The 19,362-nt window shown below is 51.4% G+C and carries 27 protein-coding genes; all 27 read right to left on the reverse strand.

Translation table 11 applies throughout. The features are described 5' to 3' along the window. Positions 1-12: 12 nt before the first annotated feature. Positions 13-330 (reverse strand): hypothetical protein, encoded by a 318-nt coding sequence (locus CHL74_RS01755; RefSeq protein WP_094879409.1) that lies wholly within the window; start codon positions 328-330, stop codon positions 13-15. Between the two features lie 44 nt (positions 331-374). Then, positions 375-779, reverse strand: a complete 405-nt coding sequence (locus CHL74_RS01760; RefSeq protein ID WP_094879410.1) for a hypothetical protein — start codon at positions 777-779, stop codon at positions 375-377. Positions 780-797: 18 nt separating this feature from the next. Then, positions 798-1,028 carry a hypothetical protein gene (locus tag CHL74_RS01765; RefSeq protein ID WP_141241195.1) on the reverse strand — a complete coding sequence of 77 codons (231 nt, stop codon included), beginning with the start codon at positions 1,026-1,028 and terminating at the stop codon, positions 798-800. Positions 1,029-1,042: 14 nt separating this feature from the next. Beyond that, complete coding sequence (locus tag CHL74_RS01770; protein WP_094879412.1) at positions 1,043-1,243, reverse strand: hypothetical protein; 201 nt, start codon at positions 1,241-1,243, stop codon at positions 1,043-1,045. Positions 1,244-1,270: 27 nt separating this feature from the next. Further along, entirely contained in the window at positions 1,271-1,468 is a 198-nt protein-coding gene (locus CHL74_RS01775; RefSeq protein WP_094879413.1) for a hypothetical protein, read from the reverse strand. 15 nt (positions 1,469-1,483) lie between these two features. Continuing rightward, a complete protein-coding gene (locus CHL74_RS01780; protein WP_094879414.1) occupies positions 1,484-1,687 on the reverse strand; it encodes a hypothetical protein in 204 nt (67 codons plus the stop codon). A 161-nt stretch (positions 1,688-1,848) separates the two neighbouring features. After that, positions 1,849-2,145: a hypothetical protein gene (locus tag CHL74_RS01785; protein WP_094879415.1), complete on the reverse strand. Its 297-nt coding sequence runs from the start codon at positions 2,143-2,145 to the stop codon at positions 1,849-1,851. Then, positions 2,121-2,522 carry a hypothetical protein gene (locus CHL74_RS01790; RefSeq protein WP_141241196.1) on the reverse strand — a complete coding sequence of 134 codons (402 nt, stop codon included), beginning with the start codon at positions 2,520-2,522 and terminating at the stop codon, positions 2,121-2,123. Before CHL74_RS01790 ends, CHL74_RS01785 begins: the two co-directional genes overlap by 25 nt. Before the next feature lie 14 nt (positions 2,523-2,536). Next, entirely contained in the window at positions 2,537-2,764 is a 228-nt protein-coding gene (locus tag CHL74_RS01795; RefSeq protein WP_094879417.1) for a hypothetical protein, read from the reverse strand. Positions 2,765-2,811: 47 nt separating this feature from the next. After that, the gene (locus CHL74_RS01800; RefSeq protein WP_094879418.1) at positions 2,812-3,147 is read right to left on the reverse strand and encodes a hypothetical protein; all 336 of its coding nucleotides are present in this window, start codon (positions 3,145-3,147) and stop codon (positions 2,812-2,814) included. A 33-nt stretch (positions 3,148-3,180) separates the two neighbouring features. Continuing rightward, on the reverse strand, positions 3,181-3,321 hold the full coding sequence (locus tag CHL74_RS15675) for a hypothetical protein (protein WP_176452143.1): 141 nt from the start codon (positions 3,319-3,321) through the stop codon (positions 3,181-3,183). A 30-nt stretch (positions 3,322-3,351) separates the two neighbouring features. Further along, positions 3,352-3,594 carry a hypothetical protein gene (locus tag CHL74_RS01805; protein WP_094879419.1) on the reverse strand — a complete coding sequence of 81 codons (243 nt, stop codon included), beginning with the start codon at positions 3,592-3,594 and terminating at the stop codon, positions 3,352-3,354. Between the two features lie 49 nt (positions 3,595-3,643). Then, on the reverse strand, positions 3,644-3,874 hold the full coding sequence (locus CHL74_RS01810) for a hypothetical protein (protein ID WP_094879420.1): 231 nt from the start codon (positions 3,872-3,874) through the stop codon (positions 3,644-3,646). A gap of 189 nt (positions 3,875-4,063) precedes the next feature. Then, positions 4,064-4,654, reverse strand: a complete 591-nt coding sequence (locus CHL74_RS01815; protein ID WP_094879421.1) for a hypothetical protein — start codon at positions 4,652-4,654, stop codon at positions 4,064-4,066. Between the two features lie 3 nt (positions 4,655-4,657). Next, positions 4,658-5,191 carry a glycoside hydrolase family 108 protein gene (locus CHL74_RS01820; protein ID WP_094879422.1) on the reverse strand — a complete coding sequence of 178 codons (534 nt, stop codon included), beginning with the start codon at positions 5,189-5,191 and terminating at the stop codon, positions 4,658-4,660. 3 nt (positions 5,192-5,194) lie between these two features. Further along, positions 5,195-5,488: a hypothetical protein gene (locus tag CHL74_RS01825; protein ID WP_094879423.1), complete on the reverse strand. Its 294-nt coding sequence runs from the start codon at positions 5,486-5,488 to the stop codon at positions 5,195-5,197. Next, positions 5,485-5,886 (reverse strand): hypothetical protein, encoded by a 402-nt coding sequence (locus CHL74_RS01830; protein ID WP_141241197.1) that lies wholly within the window; start codon positions 5,884-5,886, stop codon positions 5,485-5,487. The genes CHL74_RS01825 and CHL74_RS01830 overlap by 4 nt, the downstream gene beginning before the upstream one ends. Continuing rightward, complete coding sequence (locus tag CHL74_RS01835) at positions 5,883-6,167, reverse strand: hypothetical protein (protein WP_094879425.1); 285 nt, start codon at positions 6,165-6,167, stop codon at positions 5,883-5,885. The genes CHL74_RS01830 and CHL74_RS01835 overlap by 4 nt, the downstream gene beginning before the upstream one ends. Positions 6,168-6,183: 16 nt before the next feature. Beyond that, on the reverse strand, positions 6,184-9,120 hold the full coding sequence (locus CHL74_RS01840; protein ID WP_094879426.1) for a hypothetical protein: 2,937 nt from the start codon (positions 9,118-9,120) through the stop codon (positions 6,184-6,186). 17 nt (positions 9,121-9,137) lie between these two features. Then, positions 9,138-9,581 carry a hypothetical protein gene (locus CHL74_RS01845; RefSeq protein WP_094879427.1) on the reverse strand — a complete coding sequence of 148 codons (444 nt, stop codon included), beginning with the start codon at positions 9,579-9,581 and terminating at the stop codon, positions 9,138-9,140. Next, on the reverse strand, positions 9,578-11,002 hold the full coding sequence (locus tag CHL74_RS01850) for a reverse transcriptase domain-containing protein (protein ID WP_094879428.1): 1,425 nt from the start codon (positions 11,000-11,002) through the stop codon (positions 9,578-9,580). Before CHL74_RS01850 ends, CHL74_RS01845 begins: the two co-directional genes overlap by 4 nt. A gap of 519 nt (positions 11,003-11,521) precedes the next feature. Next, positions 11,522-12,895 carry a hypothetical protein gene (locus tag CHL74_RS01855; protein ID WP_094879429.1) on the reverse strand — a complete coding sequence of 458 codons (1,374 nt, stop codon included), beginning with the start codon at positions 12,893-12,895 and terminating at the stop codon, positions 11,522-11,524. 25 nt (positions 12,896-12,920) lie between these two features. After that, positions 12,921-14,021, reverse strand: a complete 1,101-nt coding sequence (locus tag CHL74_RS01860) for a hypothetical protein (RefSeq protein WP_094879430.1) — start codon at positions 14,019-14,021, stop codon at positions 12,921-12,923. A gap of 3 nt (positions 14,022-14,024) precedes the next feature. After that, entirely contained in the window at positions 14,025-14,237 is a 213-nt protein-coding gene (locus CHL74_RS01865) for a hypothetical protein (protein WP_094879431.1), read from the reverse strand. Between the two features lie 3 nt (positions 14,238-14,240). Further along, entirely contained in the window at positions 14,241-15,512 is a 1,272-nt protein-coding gene (locus CHL74_RS01870) for a hypothetical protein (protein WP_094879432.1), read from the reverse strand. Between the two features lie 21 nt (positions 15,513-15,533). Beyond that, a complete protein-coding gene (locus tag CHL74_RS01875; RefSeq protein ID WP_141241198.1) occupies positions 15,534-18,914 on the reverse strand; it encodes a hypothetical protein in 3,381 nt (1,126 codons plus the stop codon). After that, complete coding sequence (locus CHL74_RS01880) at positions 18,895-19,353, reverse strand: hypothetical protein (protein ID WP_094879434.1); 459 nt, start codon at positions 19,351-19,353, stop codon at positions 18,895-18,897. Before CHL74_RS01880 ends, CHL74_RS01875 begins: the two co-directional genes overlap by 20 nt. Between the last annotated feature and the right edge of the window lie 9 nt (positions 19,354-19,362).

The raw sequence follows: 19,362 nt of genomic DNA on the forward strand, positions 1-19,362 counted from the left end.
TTCTCCCTCTGCCTATTCGTCTGCTTTCTTCTTGGGTGGTCTTCCTCGCTTGTGGCTGGCTACCTCTGCATGTTCCTTGTCTCGCTTCTCATCCCATGCCTCCCTCATTTCGGTGAGCAGCTCTCCCTCTGTCTTGCTTGTGACCTTGGCGGTGGCTCGTAGCTCGTATTGCTCCCTGTCCTTCCGTATCAGTCCGTTGATGTAGCGGTTCTTGTTGGTCTGAATGCTCAGCCAATCCTCCAGGTCGCAGTCGATGGCTACCCCGATTCGCTTCTGGGTGCGCCCTTCGCCTCGCTTGCTTGACTTGTACTTTCCTGTTGGTTCTGTCATTTATTCTTGGTTTGGTGTCAGCTGGTTAGGCTGGCGTTTCCTTCTTATCCGTATATCTCTTCCCCAAACATCACAAATTGCAGGGCGTTGTTGGCATCGTAGTAATCCTCAATCTCTGCTATCAAGTGGGCGAGGCTTCTCTTGCTCTCCTTCCCCAGCTTGTCGATTCCAGCTTGCCATTCCTTCAGCGTGATGCTGGTGATGTGTGGTCTTCCTTGCTCATCATCATCTTCCTCGTATCCGTCGTGGAAGTTCAGCGTTCCACCGTGGAGGAGGATGTAGGCTCTTCTGTCGCTTCCGCAATCGTGGAGCTGCATTGCCTTCTCCAGCACCTCTGCTGGTGTTCGCTCCTCGTTTATCTCTGTGTAGAGCCATTCGCTTCCGTAGGTTCCGACCTCTATGATTCTTGCGATTGCCTCTTGGCTTGTCTTCATCTCTTCGATTGTCATTGCTTTGCCCTCCCTTGGTTAAATTGAAATCATTGCTATCTCTTCGCATTCGATAAAGCTCGTACCTTCTTCTCCTTCTATGATGAGGATGCTGCTTGAATAAATGCTATCTGGTTGCTGCATCAATCTGCAGTCATCGTCTGTTGGGTTGAACTCCATCTCCTTTCCGCTCTTGAGAGTGATGGTTGCTTGTTGAGCCTTGTCTTCCTTTATCTGGCTTATGATGTTCTCTGCTAATTCTTTTGTCATTGTTCTGTCCTCCATTATTTAATTGTCCATTCGTTCTTGTTTATCTCGTTCTCTGCCAATCCGTCGAGCTCGTCTTGGCTTGCGGTCATGTTGTAGCTGAAGATGTTGTTCTTTGTGTCTTCCTTAACCGCTGTAATGTCGATTCCGTAAATGCTTGCGGTGCAAACCATGTCTTCTGCTGCTGCTCTGTTGTTTGTTGTGAAGTTGCGTGTCATTGTCTTGTCTGTTTAAATGGTTGGTGATTAATGTGCGGTGCATCCTGCTTTCTCCAAGGCTGCAAAGTCTCGTGGGCAAACTGCCCAAAACTTGCCGTTAACCTTGATTACCCATGTGGCTTTCTTGCATCCTCTTGCCCATCTCTGTGCGCCTTCTAAGGTGGTGAAGATGTCTGGCTCGTATTTGAGGGTGACCTTCTGGTTGTTGATGTTGTAAGTCTTCATTGCTCGTTCCTCCTCTTAAAAATTGTGTCCTGCCATCATTCCGTTCTCTCTGCGGAGGTTCTTGATGTACTCTTTGTTCTTGGTTGCGTTCAGCATTCTGTTGTAATCGCATTCTGCAACCTCTACCGTTGTTGCGTCAACCTCTCTGTAAGCTATGACGTTGTACTTCTCTATCATGTTCCAAGTGTCTATGATGTTCTTTAATGCTACTGTTGTCATAAAATTGCGGCTTGACCGTGTTGCCGTAGGGCTTAAGTTTGTTGTCTCTTTGTTTCTTTTTCTATTGCAAAGGTAATAAAAATATCCCAAAGTTGTATAAAATAAGAGACAATAAAAGCTAACAAAAAGATAAGAAAAGTTATCGTTTTGTTAGCTGATTTTCAGTTACTTATCTCGCTTGTTGCTCTTGAAAAAGCAGGACGCTGGCTGATGAATGCGATGATGGTCTTCTTGTCTTTGTAGCTGGCTGGTATGTGGCTTGCGTCGCAGCTCTTCCAATGCCCCCAGGCGAGGTGGTAAGCCTTCACGCACCATCCCCTGTAAACGTAGCGGCTTCTACCTGTGGCTGTCACCTCGGTGTCGTATCGTCTCGTGAAGGTGAGGCGGTACGCTCCATCGTCGGTTTCAATCGTCAGCTTGTATGGGGTGTTCTCTACCACTTTCTTGCTTGCTTCCATGTTCCAGCCTCCTTTCTCTTGTCTCGTTCCTTGGTGTAAACGTCGAGGCAGGTCTTCACCTCCTCGGCTGTCTCGCTCAGCTCCAGATCCTCGACTTGGTTCAGCAAACTCTCTGTTGTCTCGATTCTCCATTGGAGGCATCGGTTGCTGAGTCCGCTGGCTTCCTCGGCTCTCTGTTGCTCGGTGAGGACGATGTCCTTCTTCTTCGGGTCGATGTACTTCTGCACCGCTTCCTTGTCTCGGCTCTTGCAGTCCTCGCCTTGGAGGACGCATCGTCTCTCTTTTGAACCTTGGTGTGCTGCCTTGTATGGACAGCCTAATGGGTTGTAGCACCTTGGCATCTGTTCCCATTCGTGATTGTAATTTGGTCGTGCCATGTTGTTTTCCTTTCTTAAAAGCATTTGTTGATTTCGTGTTCTTTCAGTCGGAAGCCTTTTAAAGCCTCCATTGCCTCTGCTGGTTTGAGAGTGCTTGCCATTCTGCAAGGCAGACCGTGGTCTCCTGTTGGGTCGGTGTAGTTGAAGTCCACGCAGCTTCCGTCGCTGCAAAATTCGACCGCTGTGACGGTGCCGTTCTCGAATGCCTGTCTTATCTTCTCGATGGTTCTCTTTGTATCCATGTTGTTTTGTTTGTTGTGGCTGGGTGGTTATCCCAGCCGTTGCCTTCTTATTTGATGATTTGCATGATGAGTTTCTTGTCTTCCTCTGTAAGCTCGATGTTGTTTGTGAGCTTGTAGGTGATGTATCTCTTCACTCCCAAGATTTGCTTTGCCATTCTGAGCATCGCTTCGTCTTTGTGTTTTGTTCCTGTGAGTGTGATGAACTCTGCAAGTTTCATGCTTTGCTCTGTGCTGTTAGCCAGCTTCTCATCCATCTCTATGCTCTCCTCAGTTAAAGCCTTGTTGGTTTTTTCGAGGTTCTCTGCCTTTTCCATGTAGTGGTTGCGCTCCTCGCTTGTGTCTTTGCAGATGGCATCAAGTTCTTTGGCTTCCTTCTCTGCCATCTGGCGGTTGGTGCGCTCCCAATCGTAGGCTTTTTAGATGCCTCCGTTCTTCCACTCCTTCACCCATTCGTCTTTGTCCAGCTGGCTGGCTGTGTACTCTGGCTCTATGCACTTGTGGTAGCAATCTGCTCTTACCTTGAACTTTGCTCTGTCTTCAAACTCTTGTTGCATCATGATTCTTGTCTCCTATCTTTAAGTGTTGGTTTAAAATTCTCCGTTGTTCAAAATCTCGTATTCAAGTCCTGCCAATGTTTGGGCGATGGTCTCCTTCAGCTCGTAGAGGTTGTCGCCTTCCTCATCGTCATCGGTGTCGTAGCTCTCTGCGCTCTCCCATTGGTTCGTGGCTGTTTGCTGGAGCTGGTTTGCAAGCCAGCGGTTGTCGTTGATTCTGTCGTTTGCCTCTCGTGCGTCGCACAGGCTGATTGTAAGTGTGATGATTGTATCCATTGTTCTGTCTCCTCTTGTTTGTGGGAGGCTTGCGCCTCCCTGGTTGTTGTTAATGTTTCTCTATCCAATACTCGTTTGTAACTTTTCCTGCCATCGTGAACTCGTCTGTCTTGAAGTATCCCATTCTGATGTCGTAGGCGTAGTTGCGGTTCTTTCTGATTCTGTAGAAGAATTTCTCAGCGTCTGCCTTTCGTGTTGTCTCGAAGAGGGTTTCTTCTTCTTCCTTCTCGGTGTCGTTCCAAGTTGTTTGTCTCTTGATGTAGTATTTTGCTCTTGCCATAATTTTTTGTACTTTGTGACCCTTGGTTAAGGGGTCGTTTCCTTTTCTTTTTCTGATGCAAAGGTAATCAATTTTTCGCAAAGTTGTATAACTTTATAGTTATTATAAGTTACAGAAAATCAACTACTTAGCTAAAGAAAGTTATCAAAAAAAGACCCCTCCACCGTGCTTGGTGAAGAGGTCTTTTCCTTAGTTCTGCTGTTGCTTCTGCTGCCTTCGCTTTCTCCATCTCCAAATGATGGTGATTGTGGCTGTTGTACCTATTATTATACCTGCCGTCAGCCATGCGCTCCAGCTCGCTTGCTGGGTTGTCTTGGTTTCCTGCTGGGTGTCCTTCTGCTGGTTCTTGGAATCCGTCGAGGAGCTCCTCGTGTTTTTGTTCACTTGGTTCTTGGAGCTGCTCTTGGTGGTGTCCGTGACCTCAGCCTCTCCCTTGACCTTCGCCCCTGGCTTCGCCTCCAGCGTGTGGGTCAGCACTCCGTTCGACCATGTGGCAGTGGACTTGTACAGGTCGGTCTCCAGCACCGATGTGGTGTCCTTGGTGATGCGCTCCTTGCTGGCTGCTGGTATCTCCACCTCGATTGGCACCAGCCTTTGGGTTATCTTGGTGGTGTCGTGGGTCTCGGTGATGGTGGTGTCCTTCTCTTGCTCCACCTTCGATGTCTCCAGCTTGGTGGATGTCTCTGTCATTGCCTTCCTCTTGGTGGCGCATCCTGCCAAAAGGCAAACGATGCAAATCATGATCAGGATGCAGATGCTTGTCTTTCGTTCTCTTGTCATTGCTTATTCCTCCTTGTATTCGAGGGCGTTGATTCTGTTGAGCCATCCCTTCTTGTTGACTATCTGGCTTGGGTCTGCCTTTATCAGCTTATTGATGTACGCCTTTCGTGCGTTCTTCAATGCCTCGAAGAGCTGGCGTTGGTTCTGGTAATTGTTGACCGCAGCGAGAGTCTGCTTGCCGACGATGCCGTCTTCCTTCACCCCGAGAAGCTGCTGTGGCTTGATGATTCCCCATTTGCCGCTCGCCCAGAGCCAATCCACCAAAATCTCGGCTACGCTCTGGTTCTTGATTTCGTCTGCCTTCCACTTATCCCAAAAGTTGCGCTTGAGAACCTTCTTGAAGTCTTCCTCGGTGATGAGCTGCACGTCTTTTTCGTCTATCTTTCCGTCTCCATTCTTATCGTACCCTACGGTGCGCCAGGTGGCGATGGTGATTCCGTACTTGGTCGCTCCGCCTCTGTCGGTCTTCTTGTTTGTGTACTTTGAGCCTCCTTCCCATCTGAGAACGAAAGGCTCGAACTTCTTAACTTCTGCCATTGCTTATTCCTCCGTGTTTGTTGGTTTGTTACTTGGGGAGGCGGTCTCGTTCCTCTCCCCGAATGCCTTTGTGATTCCTGCTGTGGCGAAAAGCGAGCCTATCGCCCCGATGACCGCTGCAATCCCCATGAGGTCAGTGTGGATGGTGTTCGTGGTCATCACTTCGTAAAGCAGGACAAATCCCAAAACCAGCAGCAGGGCGCACCCGATAATCGTGACGCTCACCAAGAAGAACGCCTTGCTGGACGCTCCGCTGTTGGTTTGGATTAGCTTGGTTAAATATGTGGTAAGTCTCATATTCCTTCTTCGTCCGTTCTGTCCATGTAGTTTGCTTCTTCCTGCTCTCTCTTGCGTGGTGGGCTTCTTCGGTCGCATCCGTTGCGGATGCATCGGTTCCAGCTTGCCTCCTGGAGTTTCAGTCGCAGCTCCATGTTCTCATCCTTCAGCTTATCCTCGGTCGCTCGGTGCTGGTTCAAAATGTCGTAGAGGCTGTCTATCTTCTCATCCTTGGATTTCAGCTCGCTGTCCTTCCTCTCGCAGAGGTCTTTCCATCCGCTGGCGTATTGGGCGGTCGCCTTGGCTTCCTCCTGCGATGCCTTTGCTGCCTCGGTTCGCTTCTTGCTGTCGTAGAACATGAAGCAGCCCAAGATGGTTACAAGGGCGGTGGCGATTGCTTGTAGAATTTCTGCGCTCATGGCTGTTCCTCCACCTGCTTGCCCTTGGTGATGGCTGCTTGGATGCCGTCCATCACCGCTGGGGTGCAAAGCTCGGAGCATCGGCTGATAAGCTCTGCTTCCTTGTCGCTGTACTCTTCCTCTCCCTTGGAGTTGTAAATCTTCAAGGCGAGGGCGTGGCACGCGACCCCTTGCCCCTGGGTGTAGATTGCGTCCGCAAACCCTTCCTTGATGTCGATGACCGCTGCCTTGGTCTTGGCGAGGTTCGTGAAAACCTCGACTTTCTCAAAGTTGATTTTCATCTGTCTTTTCTCCTTGTTAATCGTCTTTCCATGTTATCTTGTTTCTAAGTGTATTTTCGCTAAGCAGTCCAGCTGCATAATTTCCATTTCTGTAAATTAATGTAATTTTATTTAATCCTCCTGCAAAATAATTGTCCTGGATGTAACTTCCTTTGTCTGAATTGTATTCCTTTGTTTGATTCCATGAAACGCTTGGGTATTCGCTTGTGTTCATGCCATTCACTTTGTCCGTCCGTCCGTGTATCATTGTTCCTGTAAAATCTGAAACTGAATTAACAATGCAGATATCTATCTCGATTCTGAATGCTGTTCCTTTTGAAATTCCCAAGAATAGACAAATCCAGGAGAGTGTCGGTAGCCCTATTGTTGCGCTTGCGTTTGAAATTGTAACATAAAAAATCAAGGAGTTTATTGGCTCTAAAATAAAACAAGTATTTGCTTTGTTTGCCGATTTCTCCTCAAATCCGTACCCGACAATCGCACCGCTAAGTATGCCGTTTCCTGCTCCTGTGAAGGCATAGTTGAACGTTCCGTTCTTGGCTGACAAAATCATTGCGATGTTCTTGTCGAGTCCCCATTGGTTTGTCTTGTCTTCGTTCTCGAATCGTGCCACCGCTCTCATTCCTGCCGAAGCTGGTAAAACGTTTCCACCTATTCCAGCAAAGCATCCTTTGTTGTCGTTGCGAAAAATGATAGTAGCGTCGTTTGTCCACGGTGTATTCGTGAGCGATGTTCCGCTTATGGTGAATCCTGCTATTTTTCCGCTCGTTGCGTTTATCGTGCCAGTGATGCTGGCTTCGGTCGCTTCGAGCTGCCCTCCGTACTTGACTCTGAACTTTGCGGCTGCTGCCGTGATGCCTCCAATCCACAAAGGGTAGCCGTTTGTCTCATCTTCGACCCCTCCAAAGCATCCCTGCACCTTGTCTTGGCTGTTGGTAATCAGGATTCGGTTCGTTTGTGCGAATCGCAGGACGGCATTCTTAGCCACGATGAGGGGTGTGTAAATCGGTCGCATCTGGTTCAGCTTGAGCCATTCGGTGCTGTCGCCTCCGTTCGGTGCGTTGGCTGTGGTGGAGGTGTGCGTCACCCTACATTGGTACATCGTGAAGTCGCCTGTGGTGCTGTCGGTGACCGTCACGATATCGAGGTATCGGATGCCTCCCGATAGGCTCTCGTCGTTGTGGTATTCCGTTCCTTCGCTCCACTCGCTGGTTCGCTCGATAAGCCCAGGGATTCCTCGCAGGTCATCGATTCCGTCCACAAATCCTGTGGCGAACATTCCGCTCTCCAGCTTCGGCATGCAAATCCAAACCTGGCGGTATGCCTCCTCGTTCGGTGCTGGTTGAAATCTGAACAGGACGTTCTGCGCCTCCGTGGTGGAGAGGCTGCTTTTCGTCTTAAATGTTATCGTATGTCTCTTCCATTGACTTGTCAAAGTCCATGAGAATACGAGGTCTGTTGGCGTGCTTCCTTGCTCGATGCCGTCCACTATTATCTTGGTGTTGTTGTCCACCGCTGTAGGGTAGATGTAAGTGGTGAGGTCTAAGCTGTCCGTGATGCTGTAGGTGTAAACCGTCACGGTGCCTGTCCTTGGGGCTTCGCTGTTGTATTGGTAGCTCGTTATCTTGTACGCTCCTGTTGTCTTCGGTATGAAGGTCATGAATGCCGTAGTCTGGCTGGTGCTCTTGATTGCCACCGCATTTTGCTCCGTCCATCCGTCGTTGTAGATGAATGTGCGCAGTTCCTTGCCGTTGGCGAGTGCCGTTGCGTCAATCTTTCCCGATATGGCGATGCGGTAGGTTCTTCCTGCCACAAGGTACAGGTTTCTCGTTGCGAATCCGTAGTTGCTGCTCGTTTCGTTCACGTAGATTGTCTGCTGGTAGCCCTTTGCCCAAAAGCTGAATGTGTACCATTGCCCTCCTGCCAGCTTGTTGATTCCCTTGCTTGGCTGGTGGACGGTCTGTTTCAGAATCTCCTTGTAGTTGATGGTTGCCCCTGTCGCCTTGCAGGTGTCGTAGTAGGAGTTGTGGTTGTCCTTCCTGTTGCTGGTGTCCACCTTTCCCTTGTCGCTTGGTGCGGTCTTTCCGCTTAGCTCGGAATAAACGCTCTTATCCCACCATGCGCTCATGTTGTCTGCGCTGGTGAAGGCAGCGTTGTCGATGATGTTGGCGTTGTCTCCGCTGTGGTAGGTGGTGATGAGCTCTGGCGTGGAGTAGGTGGTTCCGCTTTTGGTGTAGGTGGTCTTCACGCATTTCCAAACGTAGGGCTTCTGCTCGGTCGCTGTCGGAAAGGTGGTGCTCCATCCCGAAATGGAGGAGTAGGATGTGACCTTCATCTGGTCGGTGGCGATGAAGTAGGTGGTTTGCGTGCTGATGCCATTTCCATCTTCTCCATCTTTTCCGTCAGTGCCGTCCTTTCCGTTCTCTCCGTCCTTGCCGTCTGTTCCATCCTTGCCTGGGTCTCCCTTGTCACCCTTGTCGCCATCCTTGCCAAAGTATCCGATGCAGATGGCTGTGGTGTATGTGAATGCACCGCTCGTCCATCTTATTCGGTTGCGTGTCCATAGCCACAACTCCTTGGTTGGCGTGTAGCTCGTTCCCCATCCGCTTGTCGGTGCGGTCGTGCCGCTGCTTCCTACAGCGTATTGCTCCGTGATGGTTGCAAAGTCCTTGCTCGCACCGAGGCATTGCTTGCCTGTGTAGGTGGTCGCTCCGCTGGTGAGCACGGTCTTGGTGCAGCTCCAAACGTAGGTGTTCTCCATCAGATAAAGTTGGGAGAAAAGGGTGACCCACGTCACGCTGTCTGCTGGTGGCGTGGTGTTGCTCGTTGAAAGCGTGAATACCACGTCGGCTGACTTGATGCCGATGCCGTCCTTTCCGTTCTCTCCGTCCTTGCCGTCTGAAGGAGCCCACCTGCAGGTGAACGCTGCCTTGAACTTTCGTGGTTTCTGCATGGTGGGTGTCTCCTCTTTTAGTTGAACAATGAATTTAATATCGCCTTGGCGCAGTTGGCGCAAAGCGAGCGGTATTCCGCAAAGTCCTTGTAGGTGGCGAGGTCTGTTTCCTCATACGCTGTCAGCTCCTGTCCGTCCACCTTCTTAATCAAGGCATCGATGGTGTTGAAGGCGAGGGCGTGTTCCTCCTTCTGTGGGTACGCAGCCTCCACGAGCTGGCTCTTGATGTGGGCGTAGTCCATGATGCCGTCGGTCTGGATGACAAAGCCGCTGAATCCCTCGATGGTCTCCTGCCCATCCGCTGCCTTGGCTTTGGTCGAGCTGGCATCGGTGCTGTTGGTGGTTGTCTGTACCTGCGTGTCTGGCTGGAAGTCCATGTACGCCATTCGTGTCTCTCTGTTGTAGATTGCTGGTTGCTCTGTCATGAACACTCGGCTGATGTTACCGTACTTTGTCTTCATTGCTTTGTCTCCTCTTTTTTGTTGTTGAACTTGGTGAGGTCTACGACCTCGTTGGTGTCTGTGTAGATGAGCTTGCCGTCATCGCTCTTGGCTACCTGTCGGTGGTCGATTGTCAGAATCTTGACTTGGCTGAACTCGAAGTGCGAGCCTCCCTTGTCAATCACCACCGTCTTGAAGCTGGTCACGTGGGCGTTCTCGAATGCGTCGATGAGCTGCTTCATGCTTGGGCTGTTCACGATGAGTTTGTTCTTGCTCCCAAAGAAAACGATTTCCACTGCGTATCGCCCTGCTCCGTAGCTGGTCTCCACGTTCTTCACCCAGTCTATGACCTCTATCTCCTTGTTTAGGATGACGGCTGTCGTAATCTTTGGCGAGTCGATGATTCGCTTTCCGTTCTTGTCTTTCTTGTCGGGCATCTTGATGCCCAGGTCTGATAAATCTATTCCTGTTTCCATTTTAAATAATCTTTTGCAATGTCTGTTTCCCCATTTTATCATGCCCCATGCCGCTGCGTCTATCTCTCGCAGCCTTCGCTTGTTGGTGACCCTCGCCTTTCTCTTGAGCCAGCTCACCTTGTCGCTCTTCCTCCAGAACATGTCGCCTCCCTCGTAGTAAACGAAACCGAGGAAGTCCAACCCTTCCGTTATCGGGCGTATCTTCGGTTCGTGCGCCTCGAAGCCGAGGCTCTTCAAGAAGGCTACCGCTCTCTTCATCTTCCGCTTGACCTCTCCCTTCGTCTTTCCGAATATGACGAAATCGTCGAGGTATCGGATGTAAAGGTGTGCCTTCGCCTCCTCCTTCATGAACCTGTCGAAGGTCATCAGCGCAATGTTTCCGCTGTCTTGGCTTGGTCGGATTCCGAGGGGGATGCCCTTTCCGTCGGGGGCGAACCGCTCGAACGGCTCCATGTAGGCATCGATGAACTCCTTGTCCTTGAAGAGGTGCTCCATGTTCCTGTGGAGCAGGGTGTGCATGATGTTGGCGTAATAATGGCAAATGTCGCCCTGGGCGTACCACTTGCATTCCTCTCTGTTCTCTCTCAGCCATCTCTTGACTTGAAGCGCACCTGCTATCTGTCCGTAGCCGATTCTTGACGCATAAGTGTGTGAAATCAAGGTGCTCTCTATCCTGTCGTGGCTTACTAAGACGAGGCTTTGGTGCCATTCGTGGTTCGGGTGGAAGTTGAGCTTGCTGATGTCTCGCTCCTTCTTTCCGTTCCTCAGCTTCATGTGCTTGTATTCTTCCGTCTTGATCTGGCGGCTGATGATGAGGTCTTGGACTTCCACGAGGTCTTTCAGCCATTGCTTCCTGTGCTTCTTCACCCCGTAGTTCTTCTTTCTTCTGGTCGAGACCCTGTCCGCTTCCTTCAAGGTGTCCCATTGCCAGGTGCAATCATAAATGTAACCCTGTCTTTTCGGCATTGTTTTTCTTTTTTCAAGTCTTGCTCGTCTTTTGTTCTCGTAGGGCTTGCTTCTCTCTGTGCAGAGCTTTCAACTTCCGACTCCCTTTGGTCGGATTTACTAACACCACGGGCAGGTCGCTGGGCGTTGCCTGCGCAAGTTCGATTTGTTTCGGCTAATCGCTGGCTGTACTTATGCACCAGCTGCCGAGGCTCGGGAAAGGCGGACACTTTCCCATGACGCAGTACTCGTGTCCTTATTCGTTGTTTCGATTCCGTTTCCGAAACCGTAGAAGTAATTCGAGCCGAGATGTTCGCATTCGCATTCGACCAGGCGTTGTTCGAGTTCGCATAAGCGAGACCGCAATTCGCACCGTTGTTCGAGTTGCCGCCACCAATCCACAGCTGTCCTTTCCTTTTGCCTACCTCGCCACGAGCTTGGGCGAGGGGTTTCCTTTATCTTTGGCTGGAGGGTTGCGGTGGGGGATTCCCCCACGCCCCCTTTTTAGTTACCTTTTCTTGGCGTTTTTCTTGCTCCGTTTTAAGATGCAAGAAGTCTCTTCAGCTCGGCTGATGTCACCTCCTTGATGTCTCCATGAAAATCAAGCCGAGCCGAGAGGGACGCAGTCGCATACGACCAGGCGTAGCCCGAGCTCGCAGAAGCGAGACCGCAATACGCACCGTCGCTCGAGGGGCCGCCACCAATCCACAGCTGCCCACTTGCGTTGTACCAGTAGTGGTCTCCGTATGTGATGCCTGTGTGCTTGGCTGTTGGCACGTAGCTCATGTGTTGCGCCCCTTGCGTGGTGATTAGGGTGATGTCCGCATCGCTGTAGCCTTCCGCTGCAAGTCGTGTCAGCTTGTTGTGCTTGACCGCAGCGAAGCTGTCCACGGTTGGTGTTCCTGTCGGCAGGAAGTTCTCATCCCATTGGTAAACGTCCGTACCGACGCTGCAAAGGTGACCGTCCATTTCCCAATATTGACCGTATGGGTTTTCCCAAACTCCTACGTTCACGCTGTGGCAGGTGTAGTTGTCTTCGTCCTTGACCTCTGCCTTTCCGTCGTTGTATCCGAGGGCAAGGCATGCGCCTGTCTTGATGCTCTTCTGTCTTGCGAATCCATTAGCCAATGTGGAGGATGCGCTTTTCTCCGTTCCGTCAAGTCCTGAACCGAAAATCTTTGTACCGTCGCTTGCCGCCAGGTTCTGAATGTCTCGGTATCCGTATTTCGCCATCATGTACTGAAGGAGGAAATTTCGGAAAGGCTCGCCAGCGAGTCCGTGGTTCTTGCTTCGTGCCTGGGCGTAGTTGAAGAATTGGTTGATGTTGCTTCCTCCGCTTGGCACGACAAATGGGATGCTTCTCATCTGTCCGCTCTGAATCACGCATTTGAACATGCCGACTGGGATGTTCTTGGTGAACCATCCTCCTGGCAGTGGGGTGAGCGATATGTGGTGTCGGATGTGCTTCACTCCGCTGATGGTCACTTCCTGGAGGTAGTTCCAATATCCGCCTTCAATCATTCCGAACCAGTCCGCATTTTTGTATGCGTCCACCACGGCTCCGTTCTTCACGACTTGGTCTCCGTCTGCCGTGTATCTGTGGTCGCTTGGGTTAAGCCTTGTGAAGTGTCCGTCCGTTGTCATCAAGATTGCGCAAATCTTGGAGAGCCAAATCTGGAGCATGAGGCTGCTTCCTCCTGTCTCGCAATATGCCGCTCCCTTGCTTGATGCCGTGTTCTCCTCTATGTAGAAGGCGTTCTCGTCCAGGAATTGCTGCTGGTTCTCCTCCATCATTGCACGCAAGTTGTCGAGGGTGATGCGCTTTGGCGTTCCTCCTGCCACCACCATGATGTAGTCCGTTCCGTTAAGTGTGGTTGTTGCGTCGAACTCTGTGATTTTTTTGAATGTTGTCATTTTCTTTTGTCTCCTTTGTTTTTGGTTATGCTATCTCTGCCGAAACCTCGACAGCCACATCTGAATAATAATTCTTGTCTGGGTTGCTTGCGTCTGGTACGCATTTCGCCATTTCCGCTGTGAGGGTTACGTTTGCGCCTGTGCTCGTTGCGGTCTTTGCGTTGAGTGCGTTATAAACTTCCCAGCCCCATGTTACCGAGCCTGTGTAAGCTGTTCCGTTCTGCTTCAGCTTGAGAACGAACTTTGCGTTGCTCGTCTTCGATATCGCATCTGGGTTCGTTCCGTCTGGCTCAGCGTCGATTGTCCACTCATCGGCATCGTCTGTCACTCGCTGTGCGTCCACGGCTTTCACTACCCAGTTGTCCCCTTCCTTGTGCAGGAGCTTGACGCTGAACACCGAGCTGCCGTCCACGTCGTCTCGTGTCACGTTCAATGTCTTTCCGTTTTGTCCTGCGATGATGGTGAAGTCCTTGTACCACTCCAGCTTCCAGCTCGCTGCAAACTCCGTGTCGCTTATCGGCTTCACTCCATAGAGGTATGTTGCCGTGAGGGTGGTGCTTGTCTGCGTTGCGTTCAGCGTGCTGCAGCTGGTTGTGATGTTGATGCTGTAGCTGTCTGCTCCTGCCTGCTGAATCAGCACGTCCTCCGTTCCTCCGATGCTGTCTCGGACGTTGTTAGAAATGTAGCTAATCTCGTAGCCGATTATCTGGTTGGAGATGACGGTGGTGCTGGCTGCGTTGTCGATGAGTCGAAGGTAGCAGAATCCGTCCACCTCCTTCTTCGCAAACTTTCCGTCGGTCGATAGCTGCCATCCTGTGTAGTTGCCTGTGGTGGCTGCGCTGGTGTTGAAGGTCAGTTCCGTTCCCCTGTATGTCCACTTGATGCTTGTAATGGTTACTGGGTTACCTACTGCGCTCTTGATTCCAATCTTCAAGGCTGGCTGGTTGTAGATGTCCGTCTTCCAGTCGACGGACAAAGTTCCGCTTGTCGGGTCGATGGCTTGGAAGAGCGAGCCTCCGCTTTCGGCTCCGTTCTTGTCAAACTTCACGATGTTCTTGGTGACGTAGATTTGGTCGCCTGTTCTGATGAAGCGCACCGTGAACGCTCCCTTGATTTTGTTGCTCATGTTTTATTCATCCCATGTGTTAAGTTCTGACTTGAATTCCTGCAGGTCTTTCAGTTCGCCTCCGAGCTGCTTTGCTGCTTGCTCTGGGTCTTCGTCCACCTTCAGCAATTCGTTTTCGTTCACTGCCATCTTCGAACCTGTGTTGTTCGTTCGATGGAATTTAGGTTTCAGCCCCTTGGCTTCCGCCTTGCTTGTCTCGACGATTGCGTATCTCATAAGCTAAAAAATTAAAACGTTGCCTTTGTCGTCTGTGAGGACGGTTCCTGCGTCTGCTGCCGTCAGCACGGCTGCTGGCTCCCTCTCCTCTATATCCATCGAAACATCGAACCAGCAAAGGTTCTTTTCGAAGCCGATGCCCAAGGATTCCACGCTGCATTCCATGCTCGCTCCAGCCTGTCTTTCGATGCGCTCTGCATATTTGTATGCCTTGGTGCTTGGGTCATAAACCCTTGCCTGTGTCCACCACTGTATGTCGTAGTAAAGCTCGGGGTATTGGATTGGCTGGTCTCCTGCCGCAAAAATGCCGTAGTTGTAGTATCTCTGCTGCCCTGGCACGATGTCGTTCCCTCTTGCCACGTCATGCTGGGTGAGGTAGCTCATGTCTCGTATGAGGCTGATTCCTGCGCTCGTCTCGACCTTGCCGCTTGCGTTTACAAACTGCACCTCGAATTCTTGCTGCCATGTGAATCTCATGTCAAATCCAATTTTCGGAAATGCCACCGACTTGATTTCGGGGTGTTCGAGCGTTCCTGCTGCAAGTGCCGTGTTCTTTCCCCTCTCGACAAGGCGCATTGTCATTCCCTTCGGCAGTTCCGTGATGGTGCTCGTTCCTTGGGTGAGGGTAATTGTTACGGTGCGCTCGTAGCTCTTGCCGTTGACGAACTTGTCTCGCTGTCCTGCCTTCTCGATTCCCTCAGCCACCAAATATTCATAAAGGGCGAGCTCATCCTTCAAAGGGTCGTATGCGAGCTGTTCGCAATCCACCGAGCACGCCATTTTGTTTCCTCCCTTGTCGGTGGTTGTGAGTGCCATTCCGCTGCCGTTCACCACGTAGTTCGTGCCTGTTCTGAAATCGTTGAACATGCCCTGGTATGCAAGCGTAGCCACTTCGCCTGGCACGATGTTGCGCATGATTTTCAAGCTGCCGTTGTCATCGCTGCTGTCCTTGATGATGGTGTAGTCCGTTCCCTCCTTCCAAACCTTGGCTATCGGTGTTCCGTTCACAAACCATGCGTGCTGGTCGCTGGCGAGGTTGTGGTTGTTGATTCCCGATGTGTAGATGCCGTCGGGGTCGTTGACCGTTGTCTGCGGTCTGATGATTGTCGGAGTAACGCTGCGGTCTGGCTCGTATTGCCCCAGCGCAGTGTTGGCTGTCTGTGCCGTCGGTGAGTCTGCCGTGGTGCAGACCAGCTCGCAAGTTATCACCAAAGGCGAGAAGTCGAGCCTCGTGTGCTTGCGCTCCGATTGGAATGTCCTTTTTTTGTTTGCCATTCTTTTTCTCCTCTTTTTTAATTAATATTCGATTGGCTCCGTCAGTGGGGCTTCTTTTCCATCGTCTGCCGTAACATAGAACAGGGTGCTGATTCCGCTGTGGTTCGGGTTGATGTGCAGGTCTTCGTAGCTGATGTTGAACTGCGAGCCGCAGTTTAGGTGCTCTGGCTTGGCGTTCCATACCGCATCCGATGCGCTGTCTCCCGTGTCTCGCTCCACCTTGAAGGTGTATTCCTCCGTGTGGTCTTGCAGGTATCCGTCCACGATCTGGATGGTTACGGTCTCTATCTCATCCACCGCCATGTATCCATCCAGGCTTTGGTCGATGAGCATCTTCCTTCCCATGTTCTCGAACTGCTCTATCGTTCCTGTCATGTATATGTTGTTGAGGTAGGCGGAGTACCCCTTCATGTTGAATCCGAAGATGTTGAGGTTCGTCAAGTCTCCGAATTGGGCGGCTATCATGTCCTTGCTGAATTCCCAATTGTTCACGTCGGTCAGGTATCGCTCGTATGTCAGCGTGCTGTATCGGCTCTTCTGTCGGGTCGGGTCGCTGAAGTTTCCGTAGGCGACAAAGTGCATCATGTCGTGTGGGTGGTGCTGGTTGCTCCATGTGTTGCTTGTCGGTCGCAATGCGTAGCGCACCATGCTGTTGTGGGTGGTGTCGATGATTTCCGTGATTCGGAAGTAAGCCGTATAGAATCCTGCGAACTTGAAGTTTCCGATTCCATCGTCGAAGTCACCGCTCTCGTTGTCCTCGATGCTCATTCCCTCGTGCCAGATGCCTTGGCAGATGTCATCGACGGCAATCTTGCCGATTTCTCCGTCTTGGAGGTGGAGGACGATTGTTCCTGTGTTCAGCTTGTTTCCCTCGCTGTCGGTGTCGGGGATGACCTGCTCGATGATGCCTCCTCCTGCTGCCCTCCATCGGTTGCCTATCTGGATTGAAACTCGGTTGCATCTGTATTCGGGTGTCTCGAGGAAATCTCGGAGCGTGAGGCTGTGGAGTTCCGCTCTTCCCATTTGGTCTATGTAGCCTCCCTTGCCGAATTGTCCGCTGACAAACTCACCGACGGTCATTCCCTTGTAGAGGTTGATGAGCTGCCTTGCGCTGTCCTCGAAGACCTTGCTCAGCTTGGTGTCCATCCTCTTTTCGAGGAAGGTCATTTTATTTTGAAGCTCTGTGATGAGCTTGTCGTATGCAGGTATGTTGCCCTGGGCGGTGGTGTTCTGTATCTGGTTGTTGTAATAAACGATTTCGTCCACCGTGCTGGCGAGGCTCTCGCTGTTGCTGTATGCCTTGCTCTCACCGATTGTCAGCTCTCCCTGGGTGGTGTCCTCCAGGTTCAGCTCCCATCCGATGATGCGGCTCTCCCTTGCGTGGTCTTCCGTGTCGAAGTATTCGGGTGCGATGAGCTTAACCTTGCTTCCGTATGTCAGCTCTATTTTCCTCTTGCCGAATTCGAGGGGGTTCTTCGTGCCTGTGTAGGTTCCGTTGTCCACCTTCATCTTCTTCATGTCCTTCTCGGCTTCTGCCTTCAGCTCCATTTCCGCTGCCTCTACCAATTCGTCATCAATGAAGGTAATGTCCATGTTGTACATGAAGAGCGTGTCTCCGACCGCTGGCTTCATCGTCTCGTTTGGAAGTTCGAGGGTGTAGGTGTCGTTCCTCGTAATCTCGAAGAGCTGCCTATCGTCGGTGTCAGCGTCTGGGTTGAAGTGAACCTCGAAGTCCATTCCGTTCAGTTGTCCGCTCTCGAAGTGGATGCTCAGCGGTTTGTTCTCTTCCTGCGTCTCGTAGATGCTGTCGAAAACGAAAGGCGAGCCGTCCTGGAGCTTTGCCTTGAATCGGTATGCCGTCCAATAGGTCACGTTGCCTGTGTCCGTGTCGGTTGTCTTGGCTGGTATCTCCGTGACCTCCGTGATGGTGAGCAATGCCCTTGGATAGATGTCCTCGTAAGTCTTCACGATGTCCGTGATGTCATCGGGGTCGAGGTTCGGGTCGCTGTCAATGTATGGCGTGCCTATCGGTAGCTGGAGGATGGTGTCGCTCACTCCTTGTATCGCGACTTCGCTCTGTCCGTCTATCGGCTCTGTGTAGAGCTTGTTGATGTAAGCCATCGCAAGGTGGGCGAGGGTGACCTGCTGGCTTCCTGCCAGCTTCTTCGTCTTGTCGGTCAATGCGTAGCAGTCCCTGCCGTCGTTCACGTTCTTTTCGCCATCGCTGGCAATGCCGACAAATTCGATGCCTGTCTCTGTCTTGTCTGCCAGCGTGATGGTGCTGTTCCTCGTGATGGCTTTCTTCTGTAGCTGCAAGTCCTTGAAGCTGAAAATCTGGTAGCTGTCTCGCTCCACTTTCACCATCGTTGTCTTGCTATCGTCGGTTTGTCCACCTGTCTCGTCTCCGATGATGAACTGCACCCCTGTGCCGTTTTGAAAGCCGATGGCATCCGTCATGCTGTTTACCTCAATCTCGAAGACTGGGTTATTCCATGATGCGGTTTGTCCTGCCGCTGGGTTGGTGTATGAGCCGCTGGCTACCTTGAAGGTGAATGTCTGCCCAGCGTACTTGCTGTAGCTGGTTATCTTGATGCGCATGTTCTCGCTGTAGAACGTCTTCGGCTTGTTGGTGGTGAAGCGTACCTTGGTGCTGTAGAGGTCGTGGATGCCGTCTATCGTGAATGGGTTCTTCAGTTTGCGCCTGTAGTTCTGGTTGAGGTTGCGGCTGGAACCAAATGCATAGAGGCGTGTTCCGTGTTCCTCGCTGTCCTCGCTCCTGCTCAGTCCGTTCAGCTCCTTATGCTGCTCCAGCGTGATGGTCTTGTCGCCCTGCTCGCATCTGCCAAAGTGGATGATGTTATCCTCTATCCACCATTCGGTGTCGAAGGTCTCCGCCATCTGGTCGAGCGAGGAGAGGAGGGTGGTGCTGTCGTATGCTATCAGCTTCGCCTCGTTCCTCTTCTCCACGTCATCGTGGATATAAACCATGTAATCCTTGCCTCCGTAGGTGTAGCCAATCTCCGAGAGGTTGTCCGTGAGGATTCCTGCGTGGGCTTGCAGGGTGTCGGTCAAGCTCCACTTGGCTTCCATTCCGTTCACGCTCCCTCTTCTGAAGAAGATGATGCGGTTCTTGAATTTGTACCATGGGCGGTCGAGGCGCAGTTCGTAATCGTAGCCAGCGTTCTTGCTTGCTGCGGTTGGTGTCGGCAAGTCCACCACCTCGAAGCGTCCGAGCCCCTCGATGTTGGTGTAAAAGCCTTTTTTCAAGGACAGGACGGTATCGCTGGAGAAAATGACGGTGATGTATTCTTCCTCCTGCTTCTTCCATGCGTAGGTGCTTCCGCTGCCCACGGGGATGGTGTATGCCTTGGCTTGCGCCCTGTTATAAATCTGAATCTTCATAATTGTCCGTGTCCTCTGTTCCTCTGTTCGCTGGGTTCGGTTCGTTCAGCGTGAGGCTGAATGTGGCGAATCCCTTGAAGTATGACTTGAATTGCTTGCAGCTCTTGTAGTCGCATCGGTACACCACGCCTTCCTCGAACTTGGTGCGTATGTTGATGCGCCTCTTCTTCAACTCCTTCTTGAAGGCGATGAGCTTGCTGAACATCTCGTCCCTGCTCGTTGCGTAAAGCTGGACGAAGAGGGTAATGTCTCTTTCGTCCACCTTTGGCTGTAGTTCCCTTCGCACCTGCTTACCGTTCTCGGTCGTTGATTTGTTGCTGACCGCATCCTTCAGTGGCTCTGGCTCCACGAGGTTGCAAAGGGATGAGTCGCTAAGGCAAACGCCCCATGCCTTGAATGCGTCCATGTCGTTGATGAATAATTCTCCTGTTCTGTTCATGTTGCTGTT

The organism is Prevotella sp. 885, from assembly GCF_002265625.1.
Classification (GTDB): Bacteria; Bacteroidota; Bacteroidia; order Bacteroidales; family Bacteroidaceae; genus Prevotella.

Coding starts and splice junctions, on each gene's coding strand:
- CHL74_RS01820 (WP_094879422.1), bottom strand. CDS start 5,191: ATGGCAGAAGTTAAGAAGTTCGAGCCTTTCGTTCTCAGATGGGAAGGA.
- CHL74_RS01785 (WP_094879415.1), bottom strand. CDS start 2,145: ATGGAAGCAAGCAAGAAAGTGGTAGAGAACACCCCATACAAGCTGACG.
- CHL74_RS01780 (WP_094879414.1), bottom strand. CDS start 1,687: ATGACAACAGTAGCATTAAAGAACATCATAGACACTTGGAACATGATA.
- CHL74_RS01805 (WP_094879419.1), bottom strand. CDS start 3,594: ATGGATACAATCATCACACTTACAATCAGCCTGTGCGACGCACGAGAG.
- CHL74_RS01840 (WP_094879426.1), bottom strand. CDS start 9,120: ATGCAGAAACCACGAAAGTTCAAGGCAGCGTTCACCTGCAGGTGGGCT.
- CHL74_RS01760 (WP_094879410.1), bottom strand. CDS start 779: ATGACAATCGAAGAGATGAAGACAAGCCAAGAGGCAATCGCAAGAATC.
- CHL74_RS01795 (WP_094879417.1), bottom strand. CDS start 2,764: ATGGATACAAAGAGAACCATCGAGAAGATAAGACAGGCATTCGAGAAC.
- CHL74_RS01875 (WP_141241198.1), bottom strand. CDS start 18,914: ATGAAGATTCAGATTTATAACAGGGCGCAAGCCAAGGCATACACCATC.
- CHL74_RS01880 (WP_094879434.1), bottom strand. CDS start 19,353: ATGAACAGAACAGGAGAATTATTCATCAACGACATGGACGCATTCAAG.
- CHL74_RS01770 (WP_094879412.1), bottom strand. CDS start 1,243: ATGACACGCAACTTCACAACAAACAACAGAGCAGCAGCAGAAGACATG.
- CHL74_RS01825 (WP_094879423.1), bottom strand. CDS start 5,488: ATGAGACTTACCACATATTTAACCAAGCTAATCCAAACCAACAGCGGA.
- CHL74_RS01755 (WP_094879409.1), bottom strand. CDS start 330: ATGACAGAACCAACAGGAAAGTACAAGTCAAGCAAGCGAGGCGAAGGG.
- CHL74_RS01855 (WP_094879429.1), bottom strand. CDS start 12,895: ATGACAACATTCAAAAAAATCACAGAGTTCGACGCAACAACCACACTT.
- CHL74_RS01830 (WP_141241197.1), bottom strand. CDS start 5,886: ATGAGCGCAGAAATTCTACAAGCAATCGCCACCGCCCTTGTAACCATC.
- CHL74_RS01865 (WP_094879431.1), bottom strand. CDS start 14,237: ATGAGATACGCAATCGTCGAGACAAGCAAGGCGGAAGCCAAGGGGCTG.
- CHL74_RS01850 (WP_094879428.1), bottom strand. CDS start 11,002: ATGCCGAAAAGACAGGGTTACATTTATGATTGCACCTGGCAATGGGAC.
- CHL74_RS01845 (WP_094879427.1), bottom strand. CDS start 9,581: ATGAAGACAAAGTACGGTAACATCAGCCGAGTGTTCATGACAGAGCAA.
- CHL74_RS01860 (WP_094879430.1), bottom strand. CDS start 14,021: ATGAGCAACAAAATCAAGGGAGCGTTCACGGTGCGCTTCATCAGAACA.
- CHL74_RS01765 (WP_141241195.1), bottom strand. CDS start 1,028: ATGACAAAAGAATTAGCAGAGAACATCATAAGCCAGATAAAGGAAGAC.
- CHL74_RS01790 (WP_141241196.1), bottom strand. CDS start 2,522: ATGGCACGACCAAATTACAATCACGAATGGGAACAGATGCCAAGGTGC.
- CHL74_RS01810 (WP_094879420.1), bottom strand. CDS start 3,874: ATGGCAAGAGCAAAATACTACATCAAGAGACAAACAACTTGGAACGAC.
- CHL74_RS01870 (WP_094879432.1), bottom strand. CDS start 15,512: ATGGCAAACAAAAAAAGGACATTCCAATCGGAGCGCAAGCACACGAGG.
- CHL74_RS15675 (WP_176452143.1), bottom strand. CDS start 3,321: ATGATGCAACAAGAGTTTGAAGACAGAGCAAAGTTCAAGGTAAGAGCA.
- CHL74_RS01800 (WP_094879418.1), bottom strand. CDS start 3,147: ATGGCAGAGAAGGAAGCCAAAGAACTTGATGCCATCTGCAAAGACACA.
- CHL74_RS01815 (WP_094879421.1), bottom strand. CDS start 4,654: ATGACAAGAGAACGAAAGACAAGCATCTGCATCCTGATCATGATTTGC.
- CHL74_RS01835 (WP_094879425.1), bottom strand. CDS start 6,167: ATGAAAATCAACTTTGAGAAAGTCGAGGTTTTCACGAACCTCGCCAAG.
- CHL74_RS01775 (WP_094879413.1), bottom strand. CDS start 1,468: ATGAAGACTTACAACATCAACAACCAGAAGGTCACCCTCAAATACGAG.